Annotated in this window: 12 protein-coding genes; 3 read left to right on the forward strand and 9 right to left on the reverse strand. The window is 67.0% G+C overall.

What is annotated here, in order from left to right; translation table 11 throughout:
* Positions 1-88 precede the first annotated feature (88 nt).
* Positions 89-3424, forward strand: coding sequence for an arabinosyltransferase domain-containing protein (locus tag OG225_RS35165; RefSeq protein WP_405179069.1), 3336 nt, complete (start codon positions 89-91; stop codon positions 3422-3424).
* A gap of 140 nt (positions 3425-3564) precedes the next feature.
* Here OG225_RS35165 and OG225_RS35170 read toward each other — a convergent pair whose 3' ends face one another.
* From OG225_RS35170 to OG225_RS35195, 6 genes are all read right to left on the reverse strand, one after another.
* On the reverse strand, positions 3565-3723 hold the full coding sequence (locus OG225_RS35170; RefSeq protein WP_198654040.1) for a hypothetical protein: 159 nt from the start codon (positions 3721-3723) through the stop codon (positions 3565-3567).
* Between the two features lie 183 nt (positions 3724-3906).
* Entirely contained in the window at positions 3907-7395 is a 3489-nt protein-coding gene (locus OG225_RS35175) for an arabinosyltransferase domain-containing protein (protein ID WP_405179070.1), read from the reverse strand.
* A 62-nt stretch (positions 7396-7457) separates the two neighbouring features.
* Positions 7458-9398 (reverse strand): glycosyl transferase, encoded by a 1941-nt coding sequence (locus OG225_RS35180; protein ID WP_405183472.1) that lies wholly within the window; start codon positions 9396-9398, stop codon positions 7458-7460.
* A gap of 750 nt (positions 9399-10148) precedes the next feature.
* Positions 10149-12176, reverse strand: a complete 2028-nt coding sequence (locus tag OG225_RS35185; RefSeq protein ID WP_405179071.1) for a galactan 5-O-arabinofuranosyltransferase — start codon at positions 12174-12176, stop codon at positions 10149-10151.
* A 282-nt stretch (positions 12177-12458) separates the two neighbouring features.
* Positions 12459-13220: a decaprenylphospho-beta-D-erythro-pentofuranosid-2-ulose 2-reductase gene (locus OG225_RS35190; protein ID WP_405179072.1), complete on the reverse strand. Its 762-nt coding sequence runs from the start codon at positions 13218-13220 to the stop codon at positions 12459-12461.
* Positions 13217-14635 (reverse strand): FAD-binding oxidoreductase, encoded by a 1419-nt coding sequence (locus OG225_RS35195; protein WP_216911022.1) that lies wholly within the window; start codon positions 14633-14635, stop codon positions 13217-13219. Before OG225_RS35195 ends, OG225_RS35190 begins: the two co-directional genes overlap by 4 nt.
* Before the next feature lie 156 nt (positions 14636-14791).
* On the opposite strand from OG225_RS35195, the gene OG225_RS35200 reads away from it, so the two are divergent.
* The gene (locus tag OG225_RS35200) at positions 14792-15295 is read left to right on the forward strand and encodes a GtrA family protein (RefSeq protein ID WP_405179073.1); all 504 of its coding nucleotides are present in this window, start codon (positions 14792-14794) and stop codon (positions 15293-15295) included.
* 12 nt (positions 15296-15307) lie between these two features.
* Here OG225_RS35200 and OG225_RS35205 read toward each other — a convergent pair whose 3' ends face one another.
* From OG225_RS35205 to OG225_RS35215, 3 genes are all read right to left on the reverse strand, one after another.
* Complete coding sequence (locus OG225_RS35205) at positions 15308-15934, reverse strand: pyridoxamine 5'-phosphate oxidase family protein (RefSeq protein ID WP_405179074.1); 627 nt, start codon at positions 15932-15934, stop codon at positions 15308-15310.
* Positions 15935-16164: 230 nt separating this feature from the next.
* On the reverse strand, positions 16165-18366 hold the full coding sequence (locus OG225_RS35210) for a molybdopterin-dependent oxidoreductase (RefSeq protein WP_405179075.1): 2202 nt from the start codon (positions 18364-18366) through the stop codon (positions 16165-16167).
* Between the two features lie 191 nt (positions 18367-18557).
* A complete protein-coding gene (locus OG225_RS35215) occupies positions 18558-19031 on the reverse strand; it encodes a hypothetical protein (protein ID WP_405179076.1) in 474 nt (157 codons plus the stop codon).
* A 228-nt stretch (positions 19032-19259) separates the two neighbouring features.
* Between OG225_RS35215 and OG225_RS35220 the strand changes: the two genes are divergently transcribed.
* A complete protein-coding gene (locus tag OG225_RS35220; RefSeq protein ID WP_405179077.1) occupies positions 19260-19820 on the forward strand; it encodes a DUF4282 domain-containing protein in 561 nt (186 codons plus the stop codon).
* The last annotated feature ends 89 nt before the right edge of the window (positions 19821-19909 follow it).

Genomic DNA, 19909 nt, shown 5'->3' on the forward strand with positions numbered 1-19909 from the left:
GCGCTACGGCCGATGTCGGCGCGCGGGCTTCGCGGTTCGTGCCTACAGACCACGACGCGGACTACGGCTGCCGCTAGCATTGCCAACCGTGCCCGACGCCGCAACTGCTGTTCTCACGAAACCGACCCCCGCCCCGGCGGTCGGATCACGCGATTTCCGGACCGCGCGCATCATCGCGCTCGTCGCAGGCCTGATAGGCGCGTTGCTGGCGCTGGCGACACCGTTTCTTCCGGTCACCCAGACCACGGCGGTACTGAACTGGCCGCAGGGCGGCACGCTCGGCAACGTGCAGGCGCCGCTGATGTCGCAGGTGCCGATCGAATTGCAGGCGACCATCCCGTGTAGCGCGGTCGAGGCGTTGCCGCCGCAGGGCGGCATGTTGCTGGCCACCGCGCCGCCGCAGGGCGACGGGGCGGCGCTGGAGGCGCTGTTCGTGCGCGTGTCGGAGACCTCGGTGGACGTCGTCGATCGAAACGCCGTGGTCACCACGGCCGATCGGGCCGCGATGGGGCAGTGTTCGAGCATCGTCATCACCTCGGACAACGAGCGCACGACGGCCGCGTTCACCGGGTTGACCAAAACCGTCGAACGGCCGGTCCAGGGCGGGGCGCCCGGCGTGAAGGAGACGGTGCAGGTTCCGGTCGAGGGGCAGCTGATCGGTGATCTGCGGCCTCAGGTCGTCGGCGTGTTCTCCGATCTGGAGGGGGCTGTGCCGTCGGGGCTGTCCTTCACGATGAATGTCGATACGCGGTTCAGCTCCACCCCGACCCTGATCAAGTTGATCGCGATGATCGTCGCGGTGCTGTGCACGCTGATCGCGCTGGGCGCGCTGGCCCGTCTGGACGGCAGCGACGGCCGCGGCCACCGCCGTTTCCTGCCCGCCAACTGGCTGAAGCCGACCTGGGCCGACGGCGCGGTGATCGGCACCCTGCTGGTCTGGCATTTCGTCGGCGCCAACACCTCCGACGACGGTTACATCCTGAGCATGGTCAGGGTCGCGCCGCACGCGGGTTACATGGCCAACTACTTCCGCTGGTACGGCGTCCCCGAGGCGCCGTTCGGCTGGTACTACTACGTGATCCAGGTCTTCTCGGAGATCTCCACCGCGAGTCCATGGGTGCGATTGCCCGCGCTGGCCTGCGCCATCCTGTGCTGGATGGTCATCAGCCGCGAGGTGGTGCCGCGCCTGGGGCGCGGTGTGCGCAACAGTCGGGTGGCGCTGTGGACCGGTGGACTGGTGTTCCTCGCGTTCTGGCTGCCCTTCGACAACGGCCTGCGCTCCGAACCCGTCGTCGCGCTCGGCGCGCTGCTGACCTGGGTCTCGATCGAGCGAGCCATCGCCACCGGCCGCCTGCTGCCCGCCGCCGCCGCCGTGCTGATCGCCGCGTTCACGCTGGCAGCGGCACCGACCGGCCTGATGTGTGTGGCGGCGCTGCTCGCGGGTATCAGACCGCTGGTCAAGATCGTCGTCCGCCGCCATCGCGTGCACGGCACGCTGCCGCTGCTCGCGCCGATCGCGGCGGCGGGTCTGTTGGTGTTGACGGTGGTCTACAGCGATCAGACCTTCGCGGGTATCCAGGAGGCCAACCGGGTCCGCCAGGTCACCGGGCCGAATCTGGCCTGGTACGAGGACTACCTGCGCTACTACTACCTGTTCGTGGAGACGGTCGACGGTTCGCTCTCGCGCCGTTTCGCCTTCCTGACCATGCTGCTGTGCCTGTTCACCACGATGCTGGTGCTGCTGCGGCGCAGGCAGGTGCCGGGTATCGCGAGCGGCCCCACCTGGCGCCTCATGGGCGTCGTGCTCGGCACCGTCTTCTTCATGATGTTCAACCCGACCAAGTGGACCCACCATTTCGGCGCGTACGCGGGGATCGCGGGTTCGCTGGCCGCGGTCACGGCGGTCGCGGTGTCGGCCTCGGCGCTGCGGGCACGGAAGAACAGGGCCATATTCCTGGCCGGGCTGTTGTTCGTGCTGGCGATCTCGTTCTCGGGCATCAACGGGTACTGGTACGTGTCCAGCTTCGGGGTGCCGTGGTTCGACAGGCGCATCTCGCTCGGTGGTTTCCAGTCCAACACGATCATGCTCCTGCTGTTCGCGGCCGCGCTCGCCCTCGTCGCCTGGCTCACCCTGCGCGAGCAGTACATTCCGCCCGCGGCGTCACCGAAATCGGCGCGCGGCAAACGGATTCGCAAATTCGCCGCGATACCGCTGACCGTCGTCGCCGCCCTGATGGTGGTGATCGAGGTGATGTCGCTGGTGAAGGGCGCCGCCGAGCAGTACCCGGCGTATTCGCTGGCCCGATCCAATATCGACGCGCTCACCGGTGACAGCTGCGGCTTGGCCAACGACATCCTGGTCGAACCGGATCCGAACGGCGGCCGGTTGCAGCCGATCATCGATCCGGCCGAGCCGCCGACCAACGGCGACCCGCTCGGCGGGGTGGATCCGGTCGGTTTCGACGCCAACGGCGTGCCGGACGATCTGTCCGCCGACACCGTCGAGGTGAAACCGGGCACCGGCAACACCTCCACCCAGTCGGTCGGCGCGGCCTTCGCCGAGGGCGAGAGCGCGGGCACCGGCGGCGGTCAGGGCGCGCAGGGCGTCAACGGAAGCACCGCTGCCCTGCCCTTCGGACTCGATCCGGCGAGCACGCCGGTGATGGGCAGCTACCAGGAAGGCGTGCAGCAGCCCGCGCTGCTGACCTCGAGCTGGTACCAGCTGGCGCCGCGTTCGGAGGACAAGCCCCTCGTCGTCATCTCGGCGGCCGGGCGCATCCTGTCCTTCGACAACGCGGGAGCGTTGAAATACGGCCAGTCGCTGACCGTCGACTACGGCAAGCGGCTGCCCGACGGCACCGTCGAACCGCTCGGCAACTACCTGCCGCGCGATATCGGCCCGTTCCCGTCCTGGCGCAATCTCCGGATTCCGCTGGACGAGATCGCGCCGGAGGCCGACGCGGTGCGCATCGTCGCCAACGACCCGATCCTCATCGGCGATCAGTGGCTGGCGTTCACCCCGCCGCGCATGCCGAAACTGACACCGCTGAACGATTTCATCGGCGGTGATCAGCCCGTGCTGCTGGACTGGGCTGTCGGACTCCAGTTCCCGTGCCAGCGACCGTTCGATCACCGCAACGGCGTCGCCGAGGTGCCGGGGTACCGCATCCTGCCTGACCGTCCGCTGGCGATCAGTTCGACGAACACCTGGCAGGCCGAGGAATTCGGCGGACCGCTCGGCTTCACCCAGATGCTGGCGCGTTCGGTCACGGTGCCGACCTACATGCGTGACGACTGGGCCCGCGACTGGGGCTCGCTCGAGCGCTACGAGCAGTACGACCGCGACGCGAAACCGGCGAAACTGGAGACCGGCACCGCGAATCGCTGGGGACTGTGGTCCCCGGGACAGTTGCGGGTGTTCTAGGAGGCCGAAAGTCGAAGGGCCGTAGCGTCTATGACGCTACGGCCCAATTTTTTTTCCGGGAGTTGCCCGGGATCGATGGCGTGGCGGGGGGAATCGTAGGGACGCGAGTGCCCTGCGTCACGGTGCCGTGACGTGAGCGCTCAGACCTTCATGCGCCTGCCGAGTTCGCGGCGCAACACCTCCTGGGAAGGCAGTCTTTCGAGTACTCGTAAGACCGCCGGCCGTAATTCGCGCTTTTCGTCATCTGTGAGCAGATCGACGAGATCGCGCAGATCCATGTCATCGAAGGCTCCTGTCATACCCACAACAGTACGTTCTCAAACTGTGCTATGCCTGGCAATCCGCTCATCGGTTACTGAGGCGTCACCCGGATGAAACCGATGCCCTATCAGGAGTTTTGGCGAAATGCCCACGTAACGTGGACGGGTGCGGCACAGACCGATCGGTCTGTGCCGCACCCGGATCGGACGCCCTCGGTTCGACTATCGGATCCGAATCGGATCCTGGCGGGACATCCCGCCCTGATTCACGGTGGTGACATCGATCACAGCGTTGTCCGCATCCGGATCGTAGGGGGTGAACCGTTCGAGCGAACCCCAGTCCCGACCCCAGTCGTCCTCGAGATAGGTCGGCACCGATTCGGAGGACAGCAGCAGACCGGTCCAGCCGAGCGGACCGCCGCCGATATCGTCCTGCCACGCATTGGAGGCGTCGGAGCCGACCCGGTCCGGCAGAATGCGCCATTGCGGCACTTCCGCGACGCCGTCGTGGTGGTCGAACGGTCGCTGGCAGGGGAACGCGAGTCCGACATGCCAGTCGAGCAGGACCGGATCCCGCGACCCCACCACCGAATTCAGGGTTTTCAGGCTCGGCAGCCTGGGCGGGGTGACGGCGAGCCACTGCTTCGGCGTGATGTCGTTGTCGACCGCGACGAGGCGCACGGCGTTCACCTCGCTGGGCAGGCCGTCCAGCGGCACCCGCAGATTGCGCCAGGACGGCGCGGGTCCGATATCGAGCGGATCGACCGAGCCGAGCACGCGCACCTGACCGTCGGCGCCCCGCACGCCGTACTCCATGTGCAGTTCCTGGCCGTAGGTGAGCACACCGTCGGCGTCGACGGAGCGGATACGGCCCGCCGCCGTGACGACCAGCACCCGGTAGGCGGGATCGTGGCGCATGCTGTCGACCAGATTCAGGTGGTACCACTGCGATTCGAGCGCGGCCTGCTGCTGCTCGCCGTCCTGGTAGCTGCCCATGACCGGGGTGCGGGCCGGATCGAGCCCGAAGGGCAGCGCCACGGTGCTGCCGTTGATCCCCGTGCGCTCGCTGGTGCCGCCGCCGGTTCCCGCGCCGGTGGTGTTGGTCGTCTTGTTGGCCGAATCCTTGTCGATGGAATTCGCTCCGCCGGAGACGGTTTCCTCCGCGTCGGCGGTGAGATCGCTCGCGACGCCGTTGGGGGTGAAACCCTTCGACTTCGCGGACAGGCCGTCGGCGGGGGAACCGTCGAAGGGTTGCAGCAGTGAATCCGCGGTATCGGTCTCGACCAGCACCCCGTCGGCGAGACCGCACGAATCGCCGCCGAGGGCTTCCACGTTCGATTTCGCGATCGAATACGCCGGGTACTGGGTGAGCGCCGCCTTGGTCAGCGAGGCCAGTTCGAAGACGACGAGCAGCGCCGCCGCGATGGTCAGCGGCGCCGAGGCGAAACGCCCGAAACGGCGGGGAGCCGCCGGTTCGCGGTACGGTTCGCGGTAATGCGTCCACACCGCCCATACGAGCGCGAGTCCGCTCAGGCCGAGGAACAGCGTCGATAGCCCCTTACCCGCGATCAGCGGCGCCTTGTCCCACCACGGCACCCCGTAGCTGGAGACGTACCACCAGCCGTTGGAACCGGTGAAGGTGATCGCCAGCAGGAAGAGCACCGCCGCGGCGAACAGCGCCCGATTGCGCGGCACCCGAATACCGCTGGTGCCGACCGCGACCGCGGCCAGCGCCGCGAGCGAACCCGCGAGTCCCGCGTACACGCCGAAATGGTGTGTCCACTTGGTCGGCGTGAACATCATGAGCAGCAGCGAGGCGAACACAATGCCCAGAATCCGCACCGAAGGGCCGCGCGAGGTGCCGGGAATGCGGCCCTTGCGCAGGACCTGAAGGACACAGACGAGCAGACACAGCAGCATGACCAGGACGCCGAACCGCCGCGCGAGCGAACCGTCGGGCGAGAGCATCAGCAGCGAATCCCAGCGGGTGCGCTCGTCGAACCATGCCACATTGGGGCCGACGACGGTGCGCGCCCGGGTGGCCTCCATCACGGTGGCCAACGTCTGATCCGCGAATACGACGATCAGCACCAGGGTGCCCGCCGCGAGTCCCGGCGCGATCAGCGCCGCGTACCGGAAGAAGAGCGAGGCGCGCGACAGTGTCGGCGTCGGTGTGCGTCGCCCGTCGTCATCGATGGCGCCCGGCGCGTACGCGTCGGCCTCGATCCGGCGCGGCAACGCCCCCTGCGCGCGCTTGACGATGATCTGGAGCACCGGCCGCGATCCCGCGATCAACGCCGCGATGCAGATCAGCCCGGTGGGGCCCGCGGCGAGCGAGAACGCCGCGATGAGCACGCCGATCGCGGCGGGCAGCAGACGTCCGGTGGCGATGGCGCGTTCGATCGAGCACCAGGTCAGCAGGGCGCCCGCCGCGATCAGCGGTTCGGGGCGCAGGCCGTTGTCGTAGGGCAGCCAGAACGCGAGGAACACCAGGCCCGCCGTCCACAGCGCGACCCTGTCGCGTCGGACCCGCGCACCGAGGCGCGGCAGCACCTCGCGGCTGATGACCAGCCAGCACACCACGCCCGCGAGCAACGTCGGCAGCCGCATCCACGGGCTGGCATCGGAGATCTTGGTCATCCAGGCCAGCACCTCGTAGGACCAGCCGAACGGGGCCTCCGGCACCGCGAACCAACGGTAGTAGTTGGCCATATAGCCCGAATGTTCCGACGCCCTGGCCATATTCAGGATGTAGCCGTCGTCGGAGGTGTTCGCGCCGATGATGTGCCACAGCGCGAGCACGCCGAGTATCGCGCCGTCGACGATGGAGAAACGCCACCAGTGCGCGGGCAGGAAACGCCGGGCCCTACGCCCGTCGGAAGTATCGAGCAGATGCAGCGCGATCAGCGCGATCACGGTGCAGATCACCGCCGCGATCTGGGCGAGCAGTTTGAGCAGTGTCGGTGTCGAGGAGAAGCGCGAATCGATATCGAGATGCACGCGGGCGTCGGCGACCTGCGCGGCGTCGAGATCGGTGAAGATGCCGACGACCTGGGGACGGATATCGCGCGGCAGTGTGTTCACGAAGGGATTTCCGTCTTCGCGCCGCACACCGGTGAATTCGACGGTGGTGGTGGCGGCGGTGGAATCGATGGTGATCGCGGTGCATCCGCCGATTTCGGCGACCGGAGCCGAGAGCAGCGGGATATCGCGTTGCACGACGGTCAGCGTGCCGTCGGACACCGCGACGACGAGCCCCTTGGTCGCGGCCTGGCCCGAGGCGACCGGGATGGTCGACAGGATGGTGCGCGACGGCTTCGCCTGCGTGGCGGCCGTATCCGATCGCGCGGCCGTGCCCGATTGCGAGGGGCCCGACTGCGAGGCGCCGGGTCGCGCCGCGTCGTCGGCCTGCCCCTGGGTGCCGGACGGGGTCGGCTCACCCTGTCGGCCCGTCGCGCCGGATTCGGAAGTGTCGGTCGCGCTCGGCAGGATCGAACACGGCAGTGCGGCCGTGAGCCGCTGCGGCTCGTAGGACACCAGCGGCGCTTCGACGTCGGTGCTGTTGCCCGCCTGGGGCCAGTCCAGCGTCGCCCGATCCTGTTCGACCGGCAGCAGCGGGGTCAGCAACGCCAGGATGAATCCGAGAAGCCCGGAAACCAGGGCTATCAGGCGGTAGCGGTCAAACGCTGAAGTCGATCGGTCCGGTCGCACGGGGGTTCATGCTAGCCACCGTCGCCCGCCGTCCGGGCCGGGAGAGGGTCAGCGGGTCGAATTCAGCGCAGCCCGCGCACATCCCACAGCCAGACATCCTCGATCCGGGTGGGCGCGAAGCCGAGCAGTTCGGTGACGGCCGAGCGCAGCGCGTCGGCATTGCGCGTGGGAGGCAGCACCATGACGTCGGCGCGCCAGAAGTTCAGGTCGGCGATGGCGTTCGCGCGTTCGTCCGGCCCGATCTCGGGCACCACCCCGGTAGCGCGCGTTCCGACGAGCAGGGCGGTGGTCGGCCGGAATTCGGGTCCGTAGATCCCCTTCTTGTCGCCGCTGGTCGGGCCGACGAAGTAGCCGCCCGCGAGCGGGAACGAGAAATCGTCCTCGGTCTGCCACCGCAGCGGCGCGGCATCGTCCGGGCGTGGGGTGGGGACGAGGACCACCGAACCGTCGCCGACGTAGTCGCGTACCGTCCCGTGCGCGAAGAATTCGGGCGTGCCCGCGCGGTCGACGACCGGAAGCGGGGTCGGCGTCAGCGGGAACAGTGCCAGCGCCGTCGCGGTGAACCAGGCGAGCGGCCTCCAGTCCACCGCCGACTCGCGCCACATCGACACCGCGCGCTGTGCGGCCAGGGCGAGAATCGCGGCGATGGCGGGAATCGCCGCCATCGTCAGTCGCGTCTCCAGCACCGAATTCACCAGCGGGACCTGTTCGGCCCACCGCCACGGCAGGGCGACGCCGGTGGACCGTTTGCCGATCATCGCCGTCGCACCCAGGGAGAGCACGCCGAAGACGAGGATCACCGCCGTCGCGGCCCGCACCACCCGATCGCGCCACAGCCACAAGATCGCCACCGCGAGCAACATCAGCAGCGGCCAGCCGAAATAGGCGTTCTGCTCGGTCTCGTTGATCGCGACGGGCTGTCCGGGCGCGAACAGTCCGCCCAGCGATTCCGATGGGAACTGCGTGATCGCCTTCAGATCGTTGCCCATCGGCCCGTGGTCGATGGACCGGTAACTCTGCGAACCGAAGAACTGCCACCACAGCGGTATCGCGGTCAGCGCGAGCGTGATCAGCCCCGCGACCGCCACGGTCGGGACGATCGCGCGCAGGGCTCGCAGACCCGCGCGCGGCGCGTGCAGGTAGTAGACCACCGCGAACAGCGCGAACGACATGGCGAAGATCAGCAGCGGTTCCTCACCGAGCGCGATCTGTGCCGTGACCAGGAGAGCGAGCAGCAGCGTGTCCCGCGGGCGTACACCCCGGGCGCGCGTGCCGACTCGCGCCGCGCCGCCGGGTGTTCCGGCGTGGTCGAATCCGGCCGGGTGGGATCCGGCGGTGACGGCACCGGCGTCGCGGCCGCGAACGGCGCGGGATTCCGGGCCGAGGCTGCCCGGTCCCACCGTGCCTCCCGACTCACCCGACCACGGCCCGTCCGCACGACGACTGCTCATCCGGATCAGCAGACCCGCGATCACGGGAAGCAGGCCGAGGGCGACGAAATTCGGGTGGGCGTTGGCGTGCGAGATCATCGCGGGCGCGAAACCGCAGAACAGGCCGCCGAGCGCCGCCGCGAACCGGGATTCGACCAGTTCACGGGAGAAGAGCCGGTACCAGGCGAACGCGGTGAGGGCCAGGCCCAGGGTGAGGACGAGGACGAAGGTGACGGTGGGTCCGAACAGCAGCGTGACGGGGGTGAGCGGAACACCGACCCCGAACATCGCCGTGTTCGCCATCAGATTCACACCGGCCGGGAAGTTCTGCAACGTGGTGCCGAGCGGATTCTCCAGATGCGCCACCGAATGCGCGGCCACCGCGAAGAACCATTCCCACATGGTCTGATCCTGACCGCTCTTGATCAGATAGGCCCCGCCGGTGTCACGCCACAGTCCCGACAGCACCAGCACCGCGAGCCCGAGGTAGGCCGTCCCGGCGAAGAGATCCGCCCGCGTGACCCGCTGGCGCGCACTTCGCCGAGCGGGTTCGGGGCGGTCGAGCAACGACATGAAGCTGGTGGCCGTACTTTCCAGTACGGCCACCCCCGTGGACCTCCGCCGTGCGATTCGTTCGATGTTCTCTGCTGTCACCGGCAATCCCCACAAACTCGACATTCGAACCACCCTCACCCTAGGCACGCCCGATGTGTCGTGGCGAACTGAAGGAGACGGTCGAATGCTGTGGTTGATTGGTCAGGTCAGGCGTTATAGCCGGGTCGATGTGAATCGCTTCCTCAGGTGCTCTTACGGCAAGGCGTACGCCTCGTAGTGCCAATCATCGCCATTATCCTGTGGTACATACATGCAGGACGGCGAGGTGGCTCTCGGATTTTGCTTGCGTGAATTCTCGCAAGAATTTCTATCCGGAAAGCTGCGCAGAATCGTCCTCTTTGGCAGCTGTGAATCCGTCGTTTGTTGCCGATGCGTGCCCGGTAATTCCACCAGACAAGATGGCGACGGAAATGACAGCGAAGTTCAACCCTTTTCGCATTTAATCCCCCAATGTTGAGAGTTCTCCTCGATGAACATCCTCGCCACAAGCGTGGCATTCCATGAGGTAACAATAAACAGTTGCGTCGCTACGAATCCGGTGATATTGACATTGCTCGCTGAGTCGATTGTCACCTCTCCCATGTCGGTGACGCGCCTTCCTGTCCCGTGTGCTGGATGTGACGCCCCGGGAAGTCGTCGGGTGCAGAACGCCCGTAGCGGCAGTCGGGTGAGCAGGTAGCGCGGTCATCGACGTCCGTGATCGGGCGTCTAGGTTTCGGACCGTGTTATCAGGGTAAATGGCCCTATATCTTTGATCGAGAACTGGGGATCGTTGAACAGTTCCTCAGGAAAGGTAATTGTATACCGGCGGACATTCGGATCGTTGGGGTAGACATCCTCCGCTAGCCGTAGTGTGTAACCGCTGTCATCTCTTCTGAATATAAAAGCGTCGGGCGCGCGCCATGAGCTATCGTCAAGCGCTCTGAGGAGGTCGTCGGAGTTTTCTGCCCTGCTCCATGCCGCAATCGCTGCTTCGCGGCCTCGGTAATCGGCCAGCGAATTAGCGTAATGAGATGTACGTCCCAGGAATCCAAAGTATGGATAGAAGGCGAGAAATGATGTGTCGCCGGTCAGGACGACGATCTCATCTCGTGGTTTATGGATGAGATCGCGGATGGTGCTATCTATTTCTCGGTAGTACCAAACCGCCGATTCCTTGCCTTTATCTGCGCGTTCACCGTTGCCGTCCGTATCGGTGTAGGCGGTGGTGATCTCGGGGGTCAGCACATGCGGGATGTCCTGGACGAACGCGAGCGCGCCGAGCGTCGCGAGCACGGCGACGGCGGGCCGGAACCGGGCGGGTTCATCGAAGGCCCGATAGAGCGCGCGTGCGCCCTCGACGAAGCCGAACGCGCCCGCCGCGGCGAGCAGCACCCGCAGCGGGGCTTCCAGGCGGAACGAGAGCAGGGTGGTGCCCGCGGCCGTCGCCAGCATCGACAGCAGCGTCCACAGATAGATCGCCACCACGCCGATGCCGAGCGCCTGCGCGCGTCGCGACGAACCGGCGCGCACGATCAGCCAGACGGTGCCGATCAGGCACAGCCCGCCGAACAGCGTGAAATCCGCCATCGGCAACGGCAGCTCGGCGCCGGACTCCGGCAGATAGTGCAGCGCGGTCCCGGAACTCGGTGTTGTCGACGTGAGGTGTTTCAGCAGGTAGGGCAGCCACACGAGCGCCGCGATCACCCCGGCGATCACCGCGATCACCACCAGGCGCAGCAGGGGCGGCGCCGCCACCCGCCACGCCGGACCCAGATCCTCCGGCCGCACGCGCCGCGCCCGCGCCTCGACCCGTCGCGCCCGCACGGCCAGTCCGGCGGAGATCAGCCCCATCAGCCCCACCGCGAAGGCGGCGACGAGGAAGTAGAGGGTGTAGAAGGTCGCGGCGAGCCCGAGGAAAAGCCCGGCGCCGATCACCGCCCCCCACCCGCCCGCGGTGCCCGTTCCGGCTGCTCGCGCCGCCGCGAATCCCGCCTCGGCGGGCCGGTGAACAGCACCCCACGCGAGCACCAGCGACGGCGCGAGCAGCAGGACGATCACCGCGCTGTACGCCTCGGGCGCGGCGAAGGTGATCGCCGCCGCGGTGGTCGCGGCGGTGACAGCGACGGCCCAATCCGCTCGGATCAGTTCCGACCACAGCACCAGCGCGAGCACGGCCGCCACCGCGAGCGACCCGATCGCGTACGGCTTGAACGCTTCCCAGCCGTCCATGCCGAGGACGTTCGCGACGCGTCCACCCATCCAGAACCATCCGGCCGGATAGAACGGCGGCACATCCGCGTAGGTCATATCCCGCAGTGCCGCGCTGTCGGTGAGCCGCGTGAGGTATTCGGTGCGGAATTCCTGATCGACCGAGACGCCGAACAGGTACAGCTTGGTCGCGGCGAGCGGCATTCCGAGCGTCACCGTAACGAACGCCGAGATACCGGCCCAGGACAGCACTTTCGCCAGCCACGGCCACTTGTGCAGGCGCAACAGCACCATCGCCGCGATCAGCACGGCCACCGAGACCACCTGGCCCACGGTGGTGAGCGCCCTTGTCACGTGTGAGGAGTTGAACGCGGGCCAGTCCACCAGCGAGAAGGCGACGAGTCCGACACCGGCGACCACGACCGCGACCACCGTCGCGAGCAGCGCCTCGCCCAGTCCCGCGCCGAGACGCCGCAGCAGTACCGAGGCCCGGCCCGGTCCGGTCGCCGGGCCGGTGGCACCGGGGGAAGTCACGGTGGCGCTCATCGACCCACCGCTCCGGACCGGCGCGCGAAATCCCTCTCGGCGGGAACCCGGTACGGCGGGTGACCGGTGAGGATTCGTCGGACTTCTCGCATTGCGCCTCCGGTTCACTGATCGGCTCCGTGACATGGTGCTCGGCGATCCCGCCCGGCGGTGCCGGACGTGACCGCGTGAGCGCAGCCGCAACGATGGTAGCCACCCGTGCGGCGAGCCCGGATACGACCGAGCCGCACCCGGTTCCGGCGGCGTGACGCGGCGGATCGTGGTGCGGCTCGGGGAAACGGCTCAGATGGGGAGTCTGCGGAAGATCGGGCGCGGGATGTGACGCAGGATCATCATCACGTACCGGAACGCGCCGGGCGCCCAGACCAGTTCCTTACCCTTCTGGGAGGCCGACACCGCGAGGGCCGCGACGTCTTCCTTGTTCACGGTCAGCGGCGCTTCCTTCACACCCGCCGACATCCTGGTGCGGACCTGGCCCGGTCGGATGACGAGCACGCGCGGCCCGAACGGACGCAGCGCCTCACCCAGACCGAGGTAGAACCCGTCGAGCCCGGCCTTGGTCGAGCCGTAGACGAAGTTGGAGCGCCTGACCCGTTCGCCCGCCGCCGAGGACATGGCGATGATCCGCCCGAAGCCCTGCGCCTTCATCTTCTCGCCGACCAGCACGCCGACCGATACCGCGGCCGTGTAGTTGATCTCGGCGATCTGCACCGCCTTGCGCTGGTCCTGCCACAGTTCCTCGGCGTCGCCGAGCAGTCCGAAGGCGACGATGGCGACGTCGACGTCACCGGCGGCCCACGCCGCGTCGATCACCTTGGGGTGGCTGCCGTTGTCGAGCGCGTCGAAATCGATGAGATCGACCGTGCTCGCGCCCGCGGCCTGCAACTGCGCGACGGCGTCGTCACGCAGCGGATCGTTGGGCAGTGCCGCGAGGATGATGCGGATCGGGCCCTTCTTCAGGTACTCCGCGCATATCGCAAGACCGATCTCCGAGGTTCCGCCCAGCAGCAGGATGGTCTGCGGGTTACCTACGGCATTGATCACTGAAGCTCCAGCCTTCTCGCCATGTCGGACATGAAAACGCCTGTGGGATCGACGGTCCTGCGGATCTTGATCCACTCGTCGATTCGGGGATACATCTTGTGGAAGGTCTCCGCGTCGGTGCGCGAATCCTTGCCGGTGTAGAGCCGTCCGCCGAATTCGAGTACCCGACGGTCGAGTTCGGAGACGAACTCGTTGAGTCCGGCCGAGATCGGGAAGTCGACGCAGATGTTCCAGCCCGGCATCGGGAAACTCAACGGTGCCTGGTTGCCGGGCCCGAAGAGTTTGAACACGTTGAGGAACGAGTAGAACCCGGACCGCTGGATGTCGACGATGATCCGCTTGAACTCGTCCACCGACTCCGGCGGCACCACGAACTGGTACTGGAGGAATCCGTTGGATCCGTAGCCCCTGTTCCATTCGCCGATCATGTCGAGCGGGTGGTAGAAGGCCGTGAGGCTCTGCGGTTTGTCGCGGTAGGTGCCCGACTTGCGGTACCAGAGTTCACCGATGGGGGTGAAGGTGTATTTGTTCGCCAGCCCGTTCGGGAAGACGTCGGGCAGCGACAGGAAGGTCTTGCCGTTGAATCGCAGCGGATCCTTCTGCAATTTCTTGGGCAGCTGATCCAGCTTGGCGAGGTTGCCGCGCGAGATGGCGGCCCGACCGAGTTTCGGTTCGGGGCTGATCGCGTCGAACCAGGCCGAGCTGTACTCGTAGCGGTCCTCGGAGCCGTCGCTGTGGAAGGCGATGGTCTCGTCCAGCGTCGCGGTGACGTCGCCGTCGGCGATGAAGTACGCGGTCTCGGTCGGCGTCATCTCGATGGTCGCGCGCAGCACGATGCCGGTGAGACCGCAGCCGCCGATGGTGGCCCAGAAGAGTTTGGCGTTCTTGCGCGGCGTGATGTGCTGGACCGTGCCGTCGGCGGTGAGCAGATCGATCGAGCGCACGTGGTTGCCGAAACTGCCCGCGCTGTGATGGTTCTTACCGTGGATATCGGAGCCGATGGCGCCGCCGACGGTGACCTGGCGGGTGCCGGGCAGTACGGGAACCCAGAGGCCGAACGGCAGCGCGGCCTTCATGAGCTGATCCAGGTTCACGCCGGCGTCGACGTCGACGATCCTGGTGTCGCGGTCGATCCGGTGGATCTTGTTCAGCGCCGTCATGTCGATGACGAGCCCGCCCGCGTTCTGGGCGTTGTCGCCGTAGGAGCGGCCGAGCCCGCGCGCGATCACGCCGCGGCGCAGGTGGGCGGGCTTGCCGTCGTTGTCCTCGGCGACCAGGGCCACGGCCTTGGCGATCACTTCCGGATCACCGGTCGCGAGAACTTCGGCGGAGGTTGCTGCGGTGCGACCCCACCCGGTCAACGATCTGGTCCGCGTAGGTAGGTCGTACGCGGGCTCGGCGTCACCGGTTGTCATGGTGGGGGTCGAAGCTTTCGTGGACATCGGCATAGAGGCTACAGGTATGGGCGCAGGTCGCGCCCGGGTCGCCGTACACCGGGGTATGGCGGGGTACGGCCGGGGCCCGCGCGCATTAAGCTGACCGCCGTGCACGCCGAACCCCATCGTCCGCTCATGACCGAACCACCGCTGGTCGACGAGCCCGCGGGCGTCGTCGACGCGTCGAGTGAAGGTGGCGGCGAAGATGGACAGTATGCCGAGGATGCTCCGGACAGTGGCGCCGCACCCGGTGGCGGTCTCGTGACGCAGGTCTTCCGGTTCGCTGTGACCGGCGGGCTGTCCGCGATCGTCGACTTCGGGCTGTATCTGTTCCTGTTGAAGGTGGTCGGACTGCCGACGAGCGCCGCCAAGTCGATCAGCTTCGTCGCGGGCACCACGACGGCCTATCTGCTCAACCGGCGCTGGACTTTCCAGGCGCCGCCGAGCCGGGCCCGTTTCCTCGCGGTGGTCGCGCTCTACGCGACCACCTTCGCGGTCCAGGTCGGTATCAATCAGGTGCTGGTGAACGCGCTCGGTGACGACGGGGTGCCGCTGACGGTGGCGTTCGTCGTCGCCCAGGGCACCGCTACCGTCATCAACTTCGTCGTGCAGCGGCTGGTGATCTTCAAACTGCGCTGATCGCCCGGTCGGTCAGCCCACCACAAGTTCTTCGGGTTCGGAAGGCTGGCGCGCCTTGGCCCCGAAGTAGTCCCCGCCCTTGGCCCGGACGTTGTCGGTACCCCAGGCGCGCTGTTCGCGCTGCGCGGGGATCAGGTGTGGAATGTGTTTGCGGCAGTGGATGTAGGCCTCTTCGACGCCGACGACCACCCACAGTTCGGCGGCGCGGCCTTTCGTCTGCGGCGGCAACTCGGTACTTCGCCGCAGCGTGACGTCCTCGACGATGCGGGCCGATCCGTTTACGTGGAGTCCGATGAGGTCACGGACGAAATCGATGAGAAGTATGCCGACGTGGGGATTCTCCAGAATATTGCCCATACTGGCCATCACGCCGTTGCCGCGGTACTCGGGGTAGGCGACCGTGTGTTCATCGATGACGTGCAGAAATCCGGGGGAACCGGCGCGGAAGCTGGTATCGCATTCGCCGTGTTTATCGCTGGTGGCGATGAACGCCATGTCCATCCTGGCGATGAATTCGACCATCGTCGGATTGAGTCGGTCGAGCACCTGATCGGTGTAGAAACGTTCGGCTCGTGCCTGCGTACCGTACCTGTCCTGTAGTTCGTGCTCGCCGTCGCTGCCCCAACGTGAATCGGGCATGTGCGCCCCCTTTGGTAGCCGGAATCCGGATGATCGGGGTTCTGCGCTGAACCCGGAATAAGGCCGAAATCTCGTCCATTTTAGGGGAATACGGGGGGCGGCATGGGTGGAATCAGCGCCGAGGATGGCACGAATGCTGGTTTGCTACAGGGTTTTCCGGGGATTTGCCCATTCCGACCGGCCGGAATATTTCGGCCGGTCGGAATGACTACGCCTCGGCGCGAGAAAACTCAGGCCGGGATCAGCGTTACCGGAACGCCGTTGAAAACGGCGTTGCCCGACGGCACATCGATCACCGAATCATCGGTCAGCACATTGGCGTTGACGCCCGCGTTGGCGCTGGCGACCGACTGCGGACTGTCGGCGTGACCCCAGCCGTGCGGCAGGCTGACCACGCCCGGCATGATCGTCTCGGTCGGCTCGACGGGCACCGTGAGCGTCCCCGCCGCCGATTTCACCACGGCCTGCTGCCCGAGCCCGAGCCGCTCCACGTCGGCCGGATTGACCTGCAACGTACAGCGATTCGATCCGTTGACCAGTCGCACGACATTGTGCATCCAGCTGTTGTTGGAGCGCAGCTGGCGGCGTCCGATGAGGACGAACTCCGGTGCGACGGCGGCGAGTCCGGCCCGCATCCGGTCCACGTCGGCCAGTAGTTGCGCGGGCGCGAGTTCCACCCGTCGCGACGCGGTGCGCAGTGCGCCCGGCAGCCGCGGGCGCAACGCGCCGAGGTCGATGCCGTGCGGATTGTCCAGCAGTTTCCGCAGATTCAGCGCGTGCCGGGGCCCGTCGGAATCGGCGCTCGGCTCGTTCCATTCGCCGTAGGGACCGAGCCGCACCATCATGTCGATGCGCTGTTCGGTGGTGGTCTCGCCGTACAACTCGTGGCGGCGATCGGCCAGGCCCGCCTTCTCCAGGGTGCCCGCGATGAGCATCTCGTCCACCGCGCCAAGTACGTCGCCGGTATGCGGCTGTCCGCTCACCGCGGCGCCGAGCCTGGCCAGTACCCCCGCCTCGGACGGTCGATCACCCAGCGGCACCAGCGGCCGCGAATACCTGACGTAGTTGCGCACCGCGAATTTGAGCAGCGCGAAATCGAAATGCGGGGATTGCAGCGGACGGGGCGGCGGCAGGATCACATCGGCATTGCGGGTCGTCTCGTTGACATATCTGTCGACGCTGACCATGAATTCCAGATCGGCGAACGCCTCGGCCATCCTGGTGCCGCCGGGCGCGGACAGCACCGGATTACCCGCGACGGTGATCATGGCCCTGATCTGCCCGTCTCCCGGGGTGAGGATTTCGTCGGCCAGCGTCGCCACCGGCAGTTCGCCCATCGATTCGGGCAGTTGGCGTACCCGGCTGGCCCACCGCCCGGTGCGGAACGGTTTGGTGCGGTTGATCCCGCCGCCCGCGGCATCGGCGAACATCGCACCGCCGGGTGAGTCCAGATTGCCGGTGAGGACATTGACGACGTCGACCAGCCACTGGGTCACGGTGCCGAATTCGGCCGTGCAGGTGCCGATGCGGGCGTAGACGGCGGCGGTCGGCGCCGCGGCGAGTTCGCGGGCGATCCTGACGACGGTGTCGGCGGGTACTCCGGTGCGCGCGGCGACCACCTCGGGGGTGAAATCGGCCGCGGCGGCCCGCACCTCGTCCAGTCCGGCGACCTCGATCCCGATATCGGTCAACTCTTCGGCGAACAGCGTGTGCACGATGCCGAAGAGCAGGTAGGCGTCACTGCCCGGCCGGATGAACAGGTGTTCGTCGGCGAGTTTCGCGGTGCGGGTCACCCTGGGGTCGACGACGACGAATCGTCCGCCGCGCTGCTGCAACGCCTCGAGTCTGCCGGGGAAATCGGGGGCCGTGCACAGCGACCCGTTGGATTCCAGCGGGTTCGCGCCGAGCATCAGCAGGTAATCGGTGCGATCGAGATCGGGGACGGGAACCGTCAGTGGGTCGCCGAACATCAGTCCGCTGGCGATCTGTTTCGGCATCTGGTCGACGGTGCTGGCCGAATAGAGGTTCTTGGTGCCCAGCGCGCGGATCAGCACGGGCACGTACAGCGCCCCGGCGATGGTGTGCGCGTTGGGGTTTCCGAGGTAGAGCGCCGCGGACCGGTCGCCGTGCTCGGCGACGACGGCGGGGAACCGCCGGGCGATGTAATCGAAGGCCTCGTCCCAGGACGCGGTGCGCCAGGTGTCGGTGGCCCTGTCCCGGATCAGTGGTTCGGTGACCCGGTCGGGATCCTCGTCGAGATGTCCGAGGCTCGCGCCTTTGGGACAGATGAATCCGCGGCTGAACGGATCTTCCTTGTCACCGCGCACGGCGGAGACGTGGTCGTCCGGATCGAGGGTGATCTCGAGTCCGCAAACGGCCTCGCAGAGCGGGCAGGTGCGTAGGAGATTCCGGGCGTCGGTGAGCTGGGCCATACCCCATCATCGCGCGCGAGGTACTTCTCGCGACAGGGTGCTGACGGAAACGACCGGTATCCGCGTGACGGATACCGGTCGCGTGAGCCGGTGGAATTCCGGCCGACCCCTGCAGGGGGAGTCATCCGCTGGGCGGATCGGGAATTCGTCGCGGGTACTGAACGCGGACCCGTTCACACGAATCCGGAAGGTCAGCAGGCGACGCTGGTGAGGCTTTCGCCGGTCCGGGTGACGGTCTCGCCCGCGCGGCGACGCGCGATCGAGGAACGGACGGCCGCGGCGATGGCGACGACCGGCGGCAGCCAGCGGGCCTCGTGCGGGGCGACCCGCCACTGGGCGGCGCCCGCGGCGGAGATCTGGGTCGGCGGTAGGGCGATGCCCGCGCCGTCGGTGTAGACGGTGGCGCCCGCCTCGCGCAGCCCCTCGAGGGCCATCGCGGCCTTACGCAGGCCGGTGACCAGGTGGATCTCGCGACGCTCCGTGCCGGGGATCTCGATCACCGGGCCGGAGAGGTTGTTGGCGCGCAGGTAGCGACGCACGTCGCCGGCGAGTTCGCCGCTGACCTCGATGCCGGACACGTCCTCATCGGTGATCAGGCAGATCCCGTTGGCCGTTTCGGCGACCGTCCATCCGCGCTGGGTGTAGTCCTGCGCTGCAGCGGTCATCTCGGCCGCCGAGACGGAAGTCGGAAACGTGGTGCGCACTGTTTTCTCCATTCCCCGATAGATCTGGGTCTGCGTTCATGGGGCGTATCGACAACCAGTAGCCCCGGCGTTACGGCTCTTTCGAAATATTTTTCCGGACTGTCGCCTTCATCTCATTCAGTGTCTTTTCGCTATGAATCCGAAGGGTTCCTCTTGGCCCTTCGCGCGCGGACGGGGGAGTATCGCGTGATGACCGATGAGAGCGACGGAATTCCGGCAGCGGATTCGGCCGAGCGCGCGACCGAGTCCAGGTGGATCGCCTGGAAAACCTCCACTACCAGGCGTTTTGCGCGGGCGTCCGATGAGGAGGAGCCGCGCGCCGAACCCTTCGAGAGTCCGCGCGCATTCGGTGAGTGGAGCGCGCGGGCCGCGCGCGGACTTCTCGACGTGCAATTCCGCACGCCCGCGACCACGACTCTGCTGCCGCTCGCCTACATTCTCGGACTCGCATTCGCTCTCGGAATACCGATCGCGGTGACCGTCCTGATGTGGCAGCTTTCGGCGGTGCTCGGGGTGCTGGCCGCGCTGATCGCCGTTCCGCTCGGCCTGACCATCGCCGCCGTGGTGCGTCTGCTGCTGGAATTCCTGGTCAACGCCTCGCGGCTGGCGACGCGGGTCGAGCACATCAGCGAGTTGGCCGACGATCTCTTCCGGGCGCTGTCCGATGTGGCCGAACCGGTCAACCAACTGTCCGAGGATGTTCTGGCGGTGCAGTTCTGGCGGTCCCGCGGTCGGAGCCCTCGGAAGTAGGGGCAACTGATCGAAATTGCCGGATCCGGTTGCCCACTAACCTCTTTGGCTCTGTTGTGACAGTGGCCTGCCTATGCACCGAAGTGTGC

This window comes from Nocardia sp. NBC_01377, from assembly GCF_045040005.1.
In the GTDB taxonomy this organism is placed as follows: domain Bacteria; phylum Actinomycetota; class Actinomycetes; order Mycobacteriales; family Mycobacteriaceae; genus Nocardia; species Nocardia noduli.

Coding starts and splice junctions, on each gene's coding strand:
- OG225_RS35185 (WP_405179071.1), bottom strand. CDS start 12,176: ATGAGCGCCACCGTGACTTCCCCCGGTGCCACCGGCCCGGCGACCGGA.
- OG225_RS35215 (WP_405179076.1), bottom strand. CDS start 19,031: ATGACCGCTGCAGCGCAGGACTACACCCAGCGCGGATGGACGGTCGCC.
- OG225_RS35195 (WP_216911022.1), bottom strand. CDS start 14,635: ATGACAACCGGTGACGCCGAGCCCGCGTACGACCTACCTACGCGGACC.
- OG225_RS35170 (WP_198654040.1), bottom strand. CDS start 3,723: ATGACAGGAGCCTTCGATGACATGGATCTGCGCGATCTCGTCGATCTG.
- OG225_RS35210 (WP_405179075.1), bottom strand. CDS start 18,366: ATGGCCCAGCTCACCGACGCCCGGAATCTCCTACGCACCTGCCCGCTC.
- OG225_RS35220 (WP_405179077.1), top strand. CDS start 19,260: ATGACCGATGAGAGCGACGGAATTCCGGCAGCGGATTCGGCCGAGCGC.
- OG225_RS35180 (WP_405183472.1), bottom strand. CDS start 9,398: ATGTCGTTGCTCGACCGCCCCGAACCCGCTCGGCGAAGTGCGCGCCAG.
- OG225_RS35205 (WP_405179074.1), bottom strand. CDS start 15,934: ATGCCCGATTCACGTTGGGGCAGCGACGGCGAGCACGAACTACAGGAC.
- OG225_RS35200 (WP_405179073.1), top strand. CDS start 14,792: ATGACCGAACCACCGCTGGTCGACGAGCCCGCGGGCGTCGTCGACGCG.